Raw genomic sequence first — 15,344 nt, forward strand, 5'->3', positions numbered from 1 at the left:
CATGCTGGAACACACCGAAGGCTTCGCTTGATGTGGTTCCTCGCTAAACCGCCCCTCACCCCAACCCTCTCCCCGTGAGGGGAGAGGGGGAACACCTTGCTTAGGCTAGCTCGGGCGGCTTTGGCGCACCCAAAACCGTTGGCTCCGCTTCGTGTCTGCCAACAACCAGCAATCGATGCCCATGGACATCTTCGGAATCCCCCTGCCTGCGATGCTTTCCCAGCTCTTGCTGGGGCTGGTCAACGGCGCCTTCTATGCGATGCTGAGCCTGGGCCTGGCGGTTATCTTCGGCCTGCTCAACGTCATCAATTTCGCGCACGGTGCGCTCTTCATGCTGGGCGCGGTGCTGGCCTGGATGGGCATGGAGTACGCCGGGCTGAACTACTGGATCATGCTGCTGCTGTCGCCGCTGGTCGTCGCCGCGCTGGGCGTGGTGATCGAGAAGACCATGCTGCGCTGGATCTACAAGCTCGACCATATCTACGGCCTGCTGCTGACGCTGGGTATCACGCTGGTGATCGAAGGCATCTTCCGCTCGGTCTACGGCGTCTCGGGCCTGCCGTACCAGACTCCGGACGCGCTCCAGGGCGCCACCGACCTCGGCTTCATGACCCTGCCCAACTACCGCGCCTGGGTCGTGGTGGCGTCGCTGGCGGTGTGCTTTGCCACCTGGTACGTGATCGAGAAGACCAAGCTGGGCGCCTACCTGCGCGCCGGCACCGAGAACCCCAAGATGGTCGAGGCCTTCGGCGTCAACGTGCCGCTGATGGTGACGCTGACCTACGGCTTCGGCGTGGCGCTGGCGGCGTTTGCCGGCGTGCTGGCGGCGCCGGTGATCCAGATCTCGCCGCTGATGGGGCAGAACCTGATCATCGTCGTGTTCGCGGTGGTAGTGATCGGCGGCATGGGTTCGATCATGGGCTCGATCCTGACCGGCCTCGGCCTGGGCGTGATCGAAGGCCTGACCAAAGTGTTCTATCCGGAAGCATCGGCGACCGTGGTGTTCTTCATCATGGTGATCGTGCTGCTGCTGCGCCCGGCCGGGCTGTTCGGCAAGGAGAAGTGATGAGCGCACCGTCCACATCATCGACGCCAGCCACCGTGGCGGCCAATGCAGGCAAGGCAGGAAAGGGACAAGGCGTGCACAAGAAACTGTTGTACGGATTGCTGCTGCTGGCACTGCTGGTGGCGCCGCTGGCCGGGGCGTATCCGGTGTTCGTGCTCAAGGTGCTGTGCTTCGCGCTGTTTGCGTGCGCCTTCAACCTGCTGATCGGCTACACCGGGCTGCTGTCGTTCGGCCATGCGGCTTTTTTCGGCGGCGCCGGCTACGCCGCCGGCCATGCCATGAAGGTGTGGGGCGTGACGCCGGAGGTGGGCCTGATCCTGGGCACCGCCACGGGCGCGCTGATCGGCTACGTGGTGGGCTCGCTGGCGATCCGGCGCCAGGGCATCTATTTCTCGATGATCACGCTGGCGCTGGCGCAGATGCTGTTCTTCATCTGCCTGCAGGCGCCGTTCACCGGCGGTGAGGACGGGCTGCAGGGCATTCCGCGCGGCAAGCTGTTCGGCGTGCTGCCGTTGTCGGATGACCTGACGCTGTACTACGTGGCGCTGGTGATCATCGTGGCCGCTTTCGCGCTGATCGTGCGCACCGTGCATTCGCCGTTCGGCCAGATCCTGAAGGCGATCAAGGAGAACGAGCCGCGCGCGGTGTCGCTGGGCTATGACGTCGACCGCTTCAAGCTGACCGCGTTCGTGCTGTCGGCGGCGCTGTCGGGGCTGGCCGGCTCGATCAAGGCGCTGGTGCTGGGCTTCGAGACGCTGACCGACGTGCACTGGTCGATGTCGGGCTCGGTGATCCTGATGACGCTGGTCGGCGGCCTCGGCACGTTGTCGGGCCCGATCGTCGGTGCGTTCGTGATCGTCGCGCTCGAGAACAAGCTGGGCGACATCGGCAACTTCCTGGCGTCGGTGACCGGCATCTCGTGGTTCGGCACGCTGGGCGAGTCGGTGACCATGGTGACCGGGGTGATCTTCGTGATCTGCGTGCTGACCTTCCGCCGCGGCATCATGGGCGAGCTGCTGGCGCGCTTCGGCGGACACGCCGGGCGCAAGGAGTGACCGCGGGTCGACATGCCCGATTCTGGGGCTAGGGTTTTTTCTAGCTTGTCCGCAATGCACCGCTTCGTTACATTCCATATACGGTTTTCGCAGGTTAAATGGAGGCGGAAGCGAGGAGACGACAGGCGCGCACCCGGTGTCGGGTAGCAGCGTTATAAATAAAGGGCGTTGCCGGGTGATCCTCGGCAACGCTTTTTTCATTGAGGCTTCGCACCCGTTAGTGACGCTTTCGCCCTGTTTTGGGGCATTCATGCCGCATCGGCATCACCTTGCGGCCTCACGCATGCGACAATGCGGGCGCTTCTTGCTGCTCGCCCATGTCCGCAACCGTTCCCCCTGATCCATCCCCAACTGTCCCGCGCGCGGGCGGCCATGTCCCGCCGCAGGTCCGCGTACGCGTGGGGCAGGGCGCCGACGCTGCCCTGGTGTCGGACTGGCTGGACCGGATCCAGCCCTTGCCCGTGCCCGACGCGCGCGCGCGGCAACTGATGCTGGGCGAACTGCTGGCCCAGTCCGGGCGCGGCATCTGCCTGCTGGCCAGCGACGCGCCGGACGGCGGCGCTCCGCTCGCCTGCCTGCCGGTGGCCTTGCTGCCCAGCCTCGAGCTGGCGGGCCTTGCGGCCTGCGCCACCGAATGGTGGGTACGACCAGAGCTGGACGCGGCCGCCCGCCGCGCCTGCCTGGAAGCCTGCTGCGCCACGCTGGCCGAGTGGGGCCGTGCGCACGGCATCCGCCACGCGCTGCTGGCGCCCGGGCTGGTGGCCGGCCACGGCGGCGCGCCGCCCGGCTTCCGCCTGCACGGCAACGGCATGTGGCACGGCAGTCTGGTGCCCGCGGCCAAGGTACTCGGCTGATCCGCTTTGCGCCGGTGGTGCGCCGGCGCCGCGGTTCCGGCCGTTGCTGGCCATCCTCCTTTCCTTTTCCCCCTTTTCGCTTTTCTGCAATGACGGAATTCGCATTCCTGGCGCTTGCCGCCTTTCTCGCCGGCCTGATCGACGCGGTCGCCGGCGGCGGCGGGCTGGTCCAGATCCCGGCGCTGTTCTCGGCCTATCCCAACCTGGCGCCGGCGACCCTGCTCGGCACCAACAAGGTCGGATCGATCGCCGGCACCGCCAGCGCGGCGCTGCGCTACGGCCGCAGCGTGCGCATCTACTGGGGCGCGACCGCGCCGGCGGTGGTGGCGGCCTTCGCGTGCTCGATGGCCGGCGCCTGGGCGCTGACCATGATCCCGGCCGAGCCGCTGCGCAAGGCGCTGCCGTTCGTGCTGGTGGCACTGCTGGTCTACACCGTCGCCAAGAAGGACCTGGGCGCCGAGCATGCGCCCACGCTGAGCGGCTGGGGCGAGCGCGGCGCGGCGCTGCTGGCCGGCGCCGTGCTGGGCTTCTATGACGGCGTGTTCGGGCCCGGCACCGGCAGCTTCCTGATGATCGTGTTCGTGCGGGTGTTCGGCTATGACTTCCTGCACGCGGCGGCGTCGACCAAGCTGGTCAACCTGGCCACCAACCTGGCGGCGCTGCTGCTGCTCGCCAGCAAGGGCCATATCTGGTGGCAGCTGGGCCTGGTGATGGCGGTGGCCAACGTCGCCGGCAGCCAGGTCGGCAGCAGGCTGGCGCTGCGCCACGGCAGCGCCTTCGTGCGCAAGGTGTTTATCGTGGTGGTGAGCGCGCTGATCCTGAAGACCGCCTGGGATGCCTTCGTGCGCTGACGGGACAGCGGGACGGGGCGGGCGATGCGGGTTAGTCCTCGCTGTTCGCGCCAGGGCCCTGTGATAGACTCGATCCGCATTCCCGACCGCACGGTCGGTGAATCACCGAAGCGCCTTTCCGGGGGGAGTGGCGTGGACGGGAAATTGGGGAGCGGCCTGTGTCGTTCCTGGTTGTAGCGCAGGTGCCGGCGCTGTGCCTGCGTTGACCCGAGGGGTCGAGCCAAAAAAGGGGCATCCGCCGGCGGACGCCGGACGGATGCCTTTCCGTTTCAGGAACCGAAGGAGACAAGATGGATTTCAAGCGCGCCAGCCTGCTGGCAATCGCTGCGGCCAGCCTGGTTGCCGGGGCCGCCCAGGCGCAGGTCAAGGTCGGGGTGACGGTATCGGCCACCGGTCCGGCGGCATCGCTGGGCATTCCGGAAAAGAACACCTTCACGCTGATGCCCAAGGAGATCGCGGGCAAGAAGATCGAGTACATCGTGCTGGACGATGCCTCGGACACCACCACGGCGGTCAAGAACACGCGCAAGCTGATCAGCGAAGACAAGGTCGACGTGATGGTCGGCTCGACCGTCACGCCCAACTCGCTGGCGATGGTCGACGTGGTCGCCGAGAACGAGACCCCGATGATCACCATGGCGGCCTCGGCCCGCATCATCGAGCCCATGGACGCCAAGCGCGCGTGGGTCTTCAAGACCCCGCAGAACGACTCGCACATGGCCACCGCCATTGCCGAGCACATGAGCAACAACAACGTGAAGACGGTGGCGTTCATCGGCTTCGCGGATGCCTATGGCGACAGCTGGGCGCAGGAATTCGCCAAGGTGGCCGAGCTGCGCAAGATCAAGGTCGTCGCCAACGAACGCTTTGCCCGTACCGATACCTCGGTCACCGGGCAGGTGCTGAAGATGATGGGCGCCAACGCCGACGCGGTGCTGATCGCCGGCTCGGGCACGCCCGCCGCGCTGCCGGCCAAGACGCTCAAGGAACGCGGCTACAAGGGCAAGGTCTACCAGACCCACGGCGTGGCCAATGCCGACTTCCTGCGCGTGTGCGGCAAGGATTGCGAAGGCACCTTCCTGCCCGCCGGACCGCTGCTGGTGGCCGAGCAGCTGCCCGACAGCAATCCGGTGAAGAAGCCGGCGCTGACCTACAAGACCGCCTATGAGAAGGCCTTCGGCGGACAGGTCTCGACCTTCGGCGGCCATGCCTGGGATGCGGGCCTGATCCTGCAGCACGCCATCCCGGAAGCGCTGAAGAAGGGCCAGCCGGGCACCAAGGAGTTCCGCAAGGCACTGCGCGACGCCATGGAGCAAACCAGGAACCTGCCGGTGTCGCACGGCATCATGAACATGAGCGCCACCGACCACCTCGGCTTCGACCAGCGCGCGCGCGTGATGGTGCAGATCGTCGACGGCAAGTGGAAGCTGCTGAAATAAGCGGCTGACCCGGGCGTCTGGCGCCGGCCGGCCAGACCTGCCGGCGTTTCAGTGAAGCAGGGCGCATGGCTGACCATGCGCCCTTTTTTCTGGCGCGCCGGCTCGCGTGTCCGCCAACCTAGGGTTGCTCTGTATTTCCGCAATGCGCAACCCGTTTACTATTTCGTAACCCGAAGCGAGCACCACCCTGTCGGCCCGTCGGCGCCCCGCTGACCCCGTTCGATGCAGGCAGGTTTTCCAACAAGACGGGGAGACAATGGACTTATCTATCGCCGCCATCCTGGCGCAGGACGGCATCACATCGGGCGCGATCTACGCGTTGCTGGCACTGGCGCTGGTGCTGGTGTTTTCGGTGACCCGCGTCATCTTCATCCCGCAAGGCGAATTCGTTGCCTATGGCGCGCTGACGCTGGCGGCGATGCAGGCCGGGCACGCCCCGCAGACCAGCTGGCTGTTGCTGGCGATGGGCGTGCTGACTTTCCTCTACGAGACCGTCACCGTGCTGCGCAGCGCCGAGCTGCGGCGCACGCTGGGCCAGCGGCTGGCGGTGCTGGCCGGCAAGTACCTGGTATTTCCACTGGCGGTGCACTGGGTGGTGCAGCAGTACGGCGCGCAGCCGCTGCCGATGCTGGCGCAGGTCGCCCTGACGCTGCTGATCATCATTCCGCTGGGGCCGATGCTGTACCGGCTGGCCTACCAGCCGCTGGCCGAGGCCAGCACGCTGGTGCTGCTGATCGTCTCGGTGGGCGTGCACTTCGCGCTGGTGGGGCTGGGGCTGGTGATGTTCGGCGCCGAGGGCTCGCGCACCAATCCGTTCTCGGATGCGCGCTTCGAAGTCGGCGCGCTCAGCATCTCGGGGCAAAGCCTGTGGGTGGTGGCGGTGTCGGGCCTGCTGATTGGCGCGCTCTACTTCTATTTCGAACGCACGCTGCAGGGCAAGGCGCTGCGCGCAACCGCGGTGAACCGGCTGGGCGCGCGCCTGGTCGGCATCGGCACCACGCAGGCGGGACGCCTGTCGTTCACGCTGGCGGCGGCGATGGGCGCGCTGTGCGGCATCCTGATCGCGCCGCTGACCACGGTGTACTACGAGTCGGGTTTCCTGGTCGGCCTGAAGGGCTTTGTCGGCGCCATCGTCGGCGGGCTGGTGAGCTATCCGGTGGCGGCGCTCGGCGCGCTGCTGGTGGGGCTGCTGGAATCGTATTCGTCGTTCTGGGCCAGCGCGTTCAAGGAGGTCATCGTCTTCACACTGATCATTCCGGTGCTGCTGTGGCGTTCGCTGACGAGCAAGCATGTCGAGGAGGAGGAATAAGCCATGACCATGCTGACCGACAAGCAGGCGCGCGTGGCCGGCGCCGAGGCCGGCAGCCGCGCGCGGCTGAACCGCAACCGGCTGCTGGTGCTGGCCCTGATCGTGGTGCTGGCGCTGCTGCCGGTGCTGCCGACGCCGGAGTTCTGGATCACGCTGGGCAACTACATCGGGCTGTACAGCATCGTCGCGATCGGGCTGGTGCTGCTCACCGGCGTGGGCGGCATGACCTCGTTCGGGCAGGCGGCGTTTGTCGGCCTGGGTGCGTACAGCACCGCGTACCTGACCACGCAGTTCGGGCTGTCGCCGTGGTTCGGGCTGCTGGTGGGGCTGGTGATCACGATGGCGTCGGCGTATGTGATCGGGCTGATCACGATGCGCATGTCCGGGCATTACCTGCCGCTGGCGACCATCGCCTGGGGCCTGTCGCTGTTCTTCCTGTTCGGCAACCTGGAGTTCCTGGGCAAGTATGACGGGCTGAACGGGATCCCGGTCTTGTCTTTCTTCGGCATCGAGCTGCAGTCCGGACGTTCGATGTTCTACCTGATCTGGGCGGTGGTGCTGCTGGCGGTGCTGGCGATGCAGAACCTGCTGAACTCGCGCCCGGGGCGCGCCATCCGCGCGCTCAAGGGCGGCGGCGTGATGGCCGAGGCCATGGGCGTGAACACCGCGTGGATGAAGGTGGTGATCTTCGTGGTTGCGGCGATCCTGGCATGCGTGTCGGGCTTCCTGTACGCGCACCTGCAGCGCGCGGTGAACCCGACGCCGTTCGGACTGAACTACGGCATCGAGTACCTGTTCATGGCCGTGGTCGGCGGCGTCGGGCACGTATGGGGCGCAGTATTGGGTGCGGGCATCCTGACCATCCTGAAGGACGTGCTGCAGGGCGTGCTGCCCCGGCTGCTCGGCGCCAACGGCAACTTCGAAATCATCGTCTTCGGCGTGCTGCTGGTGCTGCTGCTTCAATACGCGCGCGATGGCATCTGGCCGTTCCTGCGGCGGCTGGTGCCTTCCGGTCCGCCGGTGCTGGCGCCGGCGCAGGCCCAGGCCCTGGCCGTGCGCCAGAAGCCCGAGGCTGGCGAGCTGATCCTGGATGTGCGCGCTGCGCGCAAGGAGTTCGGCGGGCTGGTGGCGGTCAACGATGTCAGCTTCCAGGTGCGCGCGGGCGAGATCATCGGCCTGATCGGTCCCAATGGCGCCGGCAAGTCGACGACTTTCAACCTGGTGACGGGCGTGCTGCCGGTCACGCGCGGCGAGGTGCGTTACCGCGGTGAAGTGATCTCGGGCCTGCCGTCGCGCGAGATCGTCAAGCGTGGCATCGGCCGTACCTTCCAGCACGTGCACCTGCTGCCGACCATGACGGTGCTGGAGAACGTTGCCATCGGCGCCCACCTGCGCGGTGATTTCCGCGCCCAGGGCGGTGTCTCGGCAGCAATCCTGCGCATGAACAAGGCCGAGGAAGAAAAGCTGCTGTTCGAGGCGAAGCGCCAGCTGGAGCGCGTCGGCCTGGCCGACTGCATGTACATGGAAGCCGGCAGCCTGGCGCTGGGCCAGCAGCGGATTCTCGAAATCGCGCGAGCACTGTGCTGCGACCCGGCCCTGCTGTTGCTCGACGAGCCGGCCGCGGGCCTGCGCTACAAAGAAAAGCAGGCGCTGGCCGAACTGCTGCGCAAGCTCAAGAGCGAGGGCATGAGCGTGCTGCTGGTCGAGCACGACATGGACTTCGTGATGAACCTGACCGACCGGCTGGTGGTGATGGAATTCGGCACGCGCATTGCCGAAGGCGTGCCCGAGGAGGTGCAGAAGAACCCCGCGGTGCTGGAAGCCTATCTGGGTGGCGTGGAATAAAAGTGGAGCACGGACCGGACATGAGCCTGATTCTCGAAGTGAAGGACCTGCACGTCCGCTACGGCAAGGTGGAAGCGGTGCACGGCGCCAATCTGAAGGTGGAGGCCGGCAAGATCGTGACCGTGATCGGCCCCAACGGCGCCGGCAAGTCGACCATGCTCAATGCGATCATGGGCGCGCTGCCGGTGACGGGGTCGTCGAGCGGCGCGGTCAGCTACCTCGGCCACGACATGGCCGGCATCCCCGTGGAAGGGCGGGTCGCGCGCGGCATGTGCCTGGTGCCGGAAAAGCGCGAGCTGTTCGCCTCGATGACGGTGGAGGACAACCTGCAGCTGGGCGCCTTCCGCCGCAAGCGCGCTGGCGAGAAGAACTACCTGGACCAGATGGACGTGGTCTACGACCTGTTCCCGCGCCTGCGCGAGCGCGCCCGCCAGGACGCCGGCACGCTCTCCGGCGGCGAACGCCAGATGCTGGCAGTCGGCCGCGCGCTGATGGCCAAACCGCAGTTGCTGATGCTGGACGAGCCCAGCCTTGGCCTGGCGCCGCTGATCGTCAAGGAAATCTTCCACATCATCAGCAACCTGCGCCAGACCGGCGTGGCCACGCTGCTGATCGAGCAGAACGCCCGCGCGGCGCTGCAGGTGGCGGACTACGGCTATGTGATCGAGACCGGCGACATGGCGATGGAAGGCCCGGCCGATGAACTGGCGGCTAACCCGAAGGTGATTGAAACCTATCTTGGATTGGCAAGAAAGGCGGCATAAGTCCTCCCGATTTCGCCAGAGGAATGAGGGCCCGCGCATGCGGGCCCTTTGTTATTGGTGGTGTGAATAACTTTGGGGATAACCTGATTTTCTTCGCCTTTAACACCCTGCCAACAGGTCCACGGCGCTCAGTCGCATTTGTATTTACCCGATGAATGTATTGCCTTTGTAATGAGGGCAATCCATTGATCATGCCGATGTGGCTGTCATCTAAATTCACCGGGTGGATGATTCTGGCCGATTTGACGGAGATAAAACTTATCCGCCGAATAGCGTGGCATTCTCTCTGGCGGTATCCTCGGCGGCAATCTCCAATAGCCATGCGCGGAAACAATGCAGGGCCGGATGATCACGGCGCTCCTTCGGCGCGCACAGGAAATAGCCGCGCTGCAGCGTAATCGGCAGGTCAAACGGTGCCGCCACGCGTCCTGCCGCAATTTCCTCGCGCACCAGGCAGCGCTGCAGCACCGCCACGCCCATGTCGGCGCGCACCGCCTGGATCAGGATCGAGACCTGGTCGAACGCTGTGGATAACCTGGGCGCAGCGTTGGGTACGCCGGCAGCCTGCAGCCAGTTTTGCCAGTTCGCCGGCGCGGTGGTGTGGTAGAGCAAAGGCTCGTCCAGCAGCTCGGCGGGAGACTGCCAGCGGCCTGCGTCGCGCCGCGCGCGGGCGCGGTCCGGGTGGCAGACCGGCACCATTTCCCGGCCGACCACATAGTCGGCTTGCAGGCCGGGCCATTTGCCGGCTTCGCCGGCCAGGATGGCGGCGTCGGGGGAGGGGCCGGACAAGTCTTCGTCACGCTGGTAGGGAACGAAGTCGAGCCGGATTTCCGGGTGGCGGCGGTGGAAGTCCGGCAGGCGCGGCACCAGCCAGACGCTGGCTAGGGTGGGCACTACGGACAGGGTCAGATGGTGCCGGCGGTCGCCGGCGCGCAAGGCGGCGCTGGCGTGTTCGATCGCGGCGAGCGGTTCGGCCACGGCATCGAGCAATCGGCGGCCGGCATCGGTCAGCCCGAGGCGGTGGGCATTACGCTGCAGCAGCGGCTGGCCGAAATGCGCTTCCAGCCTTGCGATGGCGCGGCTGACCGCACCCTGCGTCACGCACAGTTCTTCCGCCGCCCGCGTAAAGCTGCCCAGCCGCGCCGCGGTGGCAAAGGCGTGCAACTCGGACATCGAAGGGGAATGCAGCCGCATGGAGGACTGGGGGAGGGCGCGAAGGAGGTCATCGCCCGCGGGCTCGGCGCAAGGATGATCTTTGGTAATGCAAAGGTGCAATATAGTCGTTTGCGCACAGCCGGTAAACGGCTGACACTCGGCCGGTTCATGCACAACACCAACAGGAGAAACCCCATGATCCGAGCCCGGATGTCCCGCCGCCAGCTGCTGCTGACCGGCACCGCCGCCACCGCCACGCTGGTCTTTGCCGGCAGCGCCCTGGCGCAGGCCAACTACCCGACCCGCCCGATCCGGCTGATCGTGCCGTTTGCCGCGGGCGGCTCCACCGACCTGTCGGCGCGCCTGGTGGCGGAGTTTGCCGGCCGCGAGCTGGGTCAGTCGATCGTGGTGGAAAACAAGGGCGGCGCCGGCGGCTCGCTGGGCATGGAGCAGGTCGCCAATGCCGCGCCGGATGGCTACACCATCGGCATGGCCACGGTCAGCACGCATGGCTCCAATCCGGCCGTGTACCCCAAGCTCAAGTACGACCCGATCAAGGACTTTGCCCCGGTCACCAACGTGGTGGCGATCCCCAGCGTGTTCGCCGTGCACCCGAGCGTGCCGGCCAAGACCATGCAAGAGTTCATCGCGCTCGCCAGGGCCAACCCCGGCAAGTACAGCTTCGCCTCGCCGGGTGCCGGCTCGCTGGGCCACGTCAACATCGAGAACTTCATGATGCTGGCCAAGATCGACCTGCTGCACGTGCCTTACAAGGGCGCCGGGCTGGCGCTGAACGACGCCGTCGCAGGGCAGGTGAACGCGATCACCGACAACCTGTCGTCGACGCTGCCGCACGTGAAGGCCGGCCGGCTGCGCGCGCTGGCAGTGCTGGGCGCGGCGCGCTCCGCGCAGCTGCCCAACGTGCCGACCTACGCCGAACTGGGCTTCAAGGACATGGGCGAGGGCGGCTGGTTCGGCATTGTCGCGCCGGCCAATACGCCGCCCGCCATCGTCGCCAGGCTGAACCAGGCGATCCACAAGGCCATGCAGAACCCCGAGTTCAAGCGCAAGGTGGACGAGTCCGGCGGCACCCTGGTGCCGACCACGCCGGAACAGTTCAAGGCACAGATCCAGCAGGCCATGGCGCGCTATGCCCGCGTCGCCAAGGCCGCCGAGATCAAGCTGGACTAAGCATGGCGGAAGCAACCAACCACGCGGCCGCGCTGCCGCCGGTGATCGTGCGCTTGTCGGAAGGGGAGGCCCTGCCGCTGGTGTGCGATTCGCCGCATAGCGGTACCGCTTACCCGGCGGACTTTGGCGCCGCGGTGCCCGCCGCGCGCCTGCGCGGCGGCGAGGATACGCATGTGGACGCGCTGTGGCAGGCCGTGCCCGCGGCTGGCGGCACGCTGCTGGCGGCGACCTTCCCGCGCGCCTATATCGATCCGAACCGGATGGTCGATGACATCGACCCGGCCCAGCTCGACGGTGCATGGCCGACGGCGCTGGCCCCGGGGCCGAAGACGCAACTGGGCTACGGGCTGATCTGGAGCCGGATCGACGCGGCCACGCCGATCTACGACCGTCGGCTGTCGGTCGCGGAAGTGCAGGCCCGCATCGAGCGCTACTATCGGCCGTACCATGCGGCGCTGGCCGAGGCGGTGGAGGGCGCTTACGCGCGCTTTGGCGCGCTCTGGCACCTGAACCTGCACTCGATGCCGAACAATGCCTACGAGCGCCTGAAGATCGCCAGCCCGCATCCGCTGGCGGACTTTGTGCTGGGCGATCGCGATGGCACGACCTGCGAGCCGGGGCTCGTGGATCTGGTCGAGCGGGAGCTGCGCGGCATGGGATACACCGTCGCGCGCAACGACCCGTACAAGGGCGTGCAGTTGATCGCGCAGATCGGGCGGCCGGCGGAGCGGCGCAACAGCCTGCAGATCGAGATCCGGCGGCCGCTGTACATGGATGAGGTGACGCGCGAGCGCAATGCCGGCTTTGCTTCGCTGCAGCGCGACCTGGGCAAGCTGACGGAGCAAGTGGCGGCCTATATCCGTTCACAGCTGTGAGGCGCTTGTTCCACGTGAAACATATGGCCGGGCCTAGTGCCCGGCTTTTTTGTTTCACGTGAAACACGACGTCGCTTTCAAGCGACTAGCGGCGTACCGTAGGCGCCATGTTTCACGTGAAACATGGTGTCGGCCGGAAAGCGGAAACACGAATGCCGCTATAATTTCGCATTCCCGTATTTTCCCGCCAGCCTCCCGGAGGAGGTGTCCCATGCTTTACCCGAAAGAATTCGATGTCATCGTCGTCGGCGGTGGCCATGCCGGCACTGAAGCCGCCCTTGCTGCGGCCCGCATGGGCTGCCAGACGCTGCTGCTGACCCATAACATCGAGACGCTTGGGCAGATGAGCTGCAATCCGTCGATCGGCGGCATCGGCAAGGGGCACCTGGTCAAGGAGGTGGATGCCATGGGCGGCGCCATGGCCGCGGCCACGGACGAGGCCGGCATCCAGTTCCGCATCCTGAATTCCAGCAAGGGGCCGGCCGTACGTGCTACGCGCGCCCAGGCGGATCGGGTCTTGTACCGCAAGGCGATCCGCACCCGGCTGGAGAACCAGCCGAACCTGATGCTGTTCCAGCAAGCCGTCGACGACCTGCTGGTGGAGGGCGACCGCGTCGTTGGCGCCATGACGCAGGTCGGCATCGCCTTCCGTGCGCGCGCCGTGGTGCTGACCGCCGGCACCTTCCTGGACGGCAAGATCCACGTGGGGCTGGATAACTACACTGGCGGGCGCGCGGGCGACCCTGCCGCGGTGTCGCTATCGGCACGCCTGAAGGACCTGAAGCTGCCGCAGGGCCGCCTGAAGACGGGTACGCCGCCGCGCATTGACGGTCGCACCATCGATTTTTCGGTGATGGAAGAACAGCCGGGCGACCTTGATCCCGTGCCGGTCTTCTCCTTCCTGGGCCGGCCCGAACAGCACCCGCAGCAACTGCCGTGCTGGATCACCCATACCAACAGCCGTACCCACGACATCATCCGCGGCGGACTGGACCGCTCGCCGATGTACACCGGCGTGATCGAAGGGGTAGGGCCGCGTTACTGCCCCAGCATCGAGGACAAGATCCATCGCTTTGCCAGCAAGGAAAGCCATCAGATCTTCCTGGAACCGGAAGGCCTGACCACCAATGAGTTCTATCCCAACGGGATCTCGACCAGCCTGCCGTTCGACGTGCAGCTGGAACTGGTGCACTCGATCCGCGGCCTGGAGAACGCCCATATCCTGCGTCCGGGCTATGCGATCGAATACGACTACTTCGACCCCCGCGGCCTGAAGGCGTCCTTGGAGAGCAAGGCGATCCGGGGGCTGTTCTTCGCCGGCCAGATCAATGGCACGACCGGGTACGAAGAAGCCGCGGCGCAGGGCCTGCTGGCCGGTATCAATGCCGGTTGCTACGTGCGCGAACGCGATCCATGGACACCGCGCCGTGACCAGGCTTACCTGGGCGTACTGGTCGACGACCTGATCACGCGCGGCGTCACCGAGCCGTATCGCATGTTCACCAGCCGCGCGGAATTCCGTCTGAGCCTGCGGGAAGACAACGCCGACATGCGGCTGACCGAGGTCGGGCGCGAGCTGGGTGTGGTCGATGATGCGCGCTGGGACGCGTTCAACCGCAAGCGTGATGCTGTTTCACGTGAAACAGAACGCCTCAAGAGCACATGGGTGAACCCGGCGATGCTGCCGGCCGAAGAGGCGGTCCCACTGCTGGGCAAGCCGATCGAACGCGAGTACAGCCTGGCCGACCTGCTGCGCCGCCCGGAAGTCAGCTACGAAGCGCTGATGGCACTGCAGGGCGGTCGCCATGCTCCTGACGCACCGCTGGACGCGGAGCCGATGCTGGCGGAACAGATCCGCGAGCAGATCGAGATCGGCATCAAGTACCACGGCTATATCGCCCGCCAGGCTGCCGAAGTCGACAAGCTGGAAGCCAACGAATCGACGCGCCTGCCGGAAGGGCTGGATTACACCGAAGTACGCGGGCTCGGTTTCGAGGTCAGCCAGAAGCTGAACCAGCATCGCCCGGAGACACTGGGCCAGGCTTCGCGCATCTCCGGCGTGACGCCGGCGGCGGTGTCGCTGCTGCTGGTACACCTGAAGAAGAAGGGACTGGGCCGCGGCCGTGCCGACGCCGGCGCATCGTCCGGCAACGGTGAAGAGGCTGCCTGAGTGCCCGCTCCGCGACACACCATGACCGACGACGCCACGCAGCGTCGTCGCCTTGAAGCGGGCCTGGCCGAGATCGGGCTGGCCTTGCCGCCAGCCCGGCTCGACACGCTGTTCGCCTACCTGGCGCTGCTGCGCAAATGGAATGGCGTCTACAACCTGACCGCCATCCGCCATCCCGACGAGATGCTTACGCATCACCTGCTGGATTCGCTCGCCGCGGTGCCGGCGCTGGCCGAAGCCGCCCATGCCGCGGAAGTCGAGGCGCCGGCGCGGGGCAGGGTGCTCGATGTGGGCTCGGGTGGCGGCATGCCAGGCCTGCCGCTGGCCATCGCCTGTCCGGAGGTGTCGGTGCTGATGGTCGACATCGTGCAGAAGAAAACAGCGTTCCTGACGCAGTGCCGCGCCCAGCTGGGCTTGTCCAATGCCGCCGCGCATTGGGGGCCGGTGGAGCAACTGGACGATGCCGACGGCTTTGCCGTGATCACCTCGCGCGCGTTTGCCGAACTGACGGATTTCGTCAATCTGTCGGGCCAGTTGCTCGCGGCCGGCGGCAAGCTGATCGCGATGAAGGGCGTGTATCCGCAGGCCGAGCTGGACCGCATGGAAGCCGCCGGACTGATGGCGCAATGGCAGGTCGACGCCGTGCCGCGGCTGACCGTGCCCGGGCTGGAGGCGGAGCGCCACCTGGTGGTGCTGTCGCGCCGCGCGGGCGCCCCCGCATGACCTACGCCGCGGCGCCGCGCGAGCGCGCCGCGAACTGCCAGCCGCGT

General features: G+C 66.6%; 13 protein-coding genes. 12 read left to right on the forward strand and 1 reads right to left on the reverse strand.

Annotation, left to right across the window (positions count from 1 at the left end; genetic code table 11):
- Positions 1-181: 181 nt before the first annotated feature.
- The 8 genes from LIN44_RS01540 to LIN44_RS01575 all read left to right on the forward strand — a co-directional run bounded on the left by LIN44_RS01540 (position 182) and on the right by LIN44_RS01575 (position 9,183).
- The gene (locus tag LIN44_RS01540) at positions 182-1,066 is read left to right on the forward strand and encodes a branched-chain amino acid ABC transporter permease (RefSeq protein WP_227313259.1); all 885 of its coding nucleotides are present in this window, start codon (positions 182-184) and stop codon (positions 1,064-1,066) included.
- Positions 1,066-2,121: a branched-chain amino acid ABC transporter permease gene (locus tag LIN44_RS01545; RefSeq protein ID WP_227313260.1), complete on the forward strand. Its 1,056-nt coding sequence runs from the start codon at positions 1,066-1,068 to the stop codon at positions 2,119-2,121. The genes LIN44_RS01540 and LIN44_RS01545 overlap by 1 nt, the downstream gene beginning before the upstream one ends.
- 317 nt (positions 2,122-2,438) lie before the next feature.
- Positions 2,439-2,975, forward strand: a complete 537-nt coding sequence (locus LIN44_RS01550) for a hypothetical protein (protein ID WP_227313261.1) — start codon at positions 2,439-2,441, stop codon at positions 2,973-2,975.
- Between the two features lie 89 nt (positions 2,976-3,064).
- A complete protein-coding gene (locus LIN44_RS01555) occupies positions 3,065-3,826 on the forward strand; it encodes a TSUP family transporter (RefSeq protein ID WP_227313262.1) in 762 nt (253 codons plus the stop codon).
- A gap of 290 nt (positions 3,827-4,116) precedes the next feature.
- The gene (locus LIN44_RS01560) at positions 4,117-5,265 is read left to right on the forward strand and encodes an ABC transporter substrate-binding protein (protein ID WP_112777012.1); all 1,149 of its coding nucleotides are present in this window, start codon (positions 4,117-4,119) and stop codon (positions 5,263-5,265) included.
- Positions 5,266-5,521: 256 nt separating this feature from the next.
- Positions 5,522-6,574: a branched-chain amino acid ABC transporter permease gene (locus tag LIN44_RS01565; RefSeq protein WP_227313263.1), complete on the forward strand. Its 1,053-nt coding sequence runs from the start codon at positions 5,522-5,524 to the stop codon at positions 6,572-6,574.
- Between the two features lie 3 nt (positions 6,575-6,577).
- Positions 6,578-8,419, forward strand: a complete 1,842-nt coding sequence (locus tag LIN44_RS01570) for an ATP-binding cassette domain-containing protein (protein WP_227313264.1) — start codon at positions 6,578-6,580, stop codon at positions 8,417-8,419.
- A gap of 20 nt (positions 8,420-8,439) precedes the next feature.
- Positions 8,440-9,183: an ABC transporter ATP-binding protein gene (locus LIN44_RS01575; RefSeq protein ID WP_227313265.1), complete on the forward strand. Its 744-nt coding sequence runs from the start codon at positions 8,440-8,442 to the stop codon at positions 9,181-9,183.
- A 258-nt stretch (positions 9,184-9,441) separates the two neighbouring features.
- Here the strand turns inward: LIN44_RS01575 and LIN44_RS01580 are convergent, their stop codons facing one another.
- Positions 9,442-10,377 (reverse strand): LysR substrate-binding domain-containing protein, encoded by a 936-nt coding sequence (locus LIN44_RS01580; RefSeq protein ID WP_227313266.1) that lies wholly within the window; start codon positions 10,375-10,377, stop codon positions 9,442-9,444.
- A gap of 156 nt (positions 10,378-10,533) precedes the next feature.
- On the opposite strand from LIN44_RS01580, the gene LIN44_RS01585 reads away from it, so the two are divergent.
- The 4 genes from LIN44_RS01585 to rsmG all read left to right on the forward strand — a co-directional run bounded on the left by LIN44_RS01585 (position 10,534) and on the right by rsmG (position 15,297).
- The gene (locus LIN44_RS01585; RefSeq protein WP_227313267.1) at positions 10,534-11,529 is read left to right on the forward strand and encodes a tripartite tricarboxylate transporter substrate binding protein; all 996 of its coding nucleotides are present in this window, start codon (positions 10,534-10,536) and stop codon (positions 11,527-11,529) included.
- 2 nt (positions 11,530-11,531) lie between these two features.
- A complete protein-coding gene (locus tag LIN44_RS01590; protein ID WP_227313268.1) occupies positions 11,532-12,404 on the forward strand; it encodes an N-formylglutamate amidohydrolase in 873 nt (290 codons plus the stop codon).
- 211 nt (positions 12,405-12,615) lie between these two features.
- Positions 12,616-14,574, forward strand: coding sequence for a tRNA uridine-5-carboxymethylaminomethyl(34) synthesis enzyme MnmG (gene mnmG, locus LIN44_RS01595; protein ID WP_227313269.1), 1,959 nt, complete (start codon positions 12,616-12,618; stop codon positions 14,572-14,574).
- Positions 14,575-14,595: 21 nt separating this feature from the next.
- Positions 14,596-15,297: a 16S rRNA (guanine(527)-N(7))-methyltransferase RsmG gene (gene rsmG, locus LIN44_RS01600; protein WP_227313270.1), complete on the forward strand. Its 702-nt coding sequence runs from the start codon at positions 14,596-14,598 to the stop codon at positions 15,295-15,297.
- Positions 15,298-15,344 lie beyond the last annotated feature (47 nt).

The sequence above is a fragment of the Cupriavidus sp. MP-37 genome (genome assembly GCF_020618415.1).
GTDB lineage: Bacteria > Pseudomonadota > Gammaproteobacteria > Burkholderiales > Burkholderiaceae > Cupriavidus.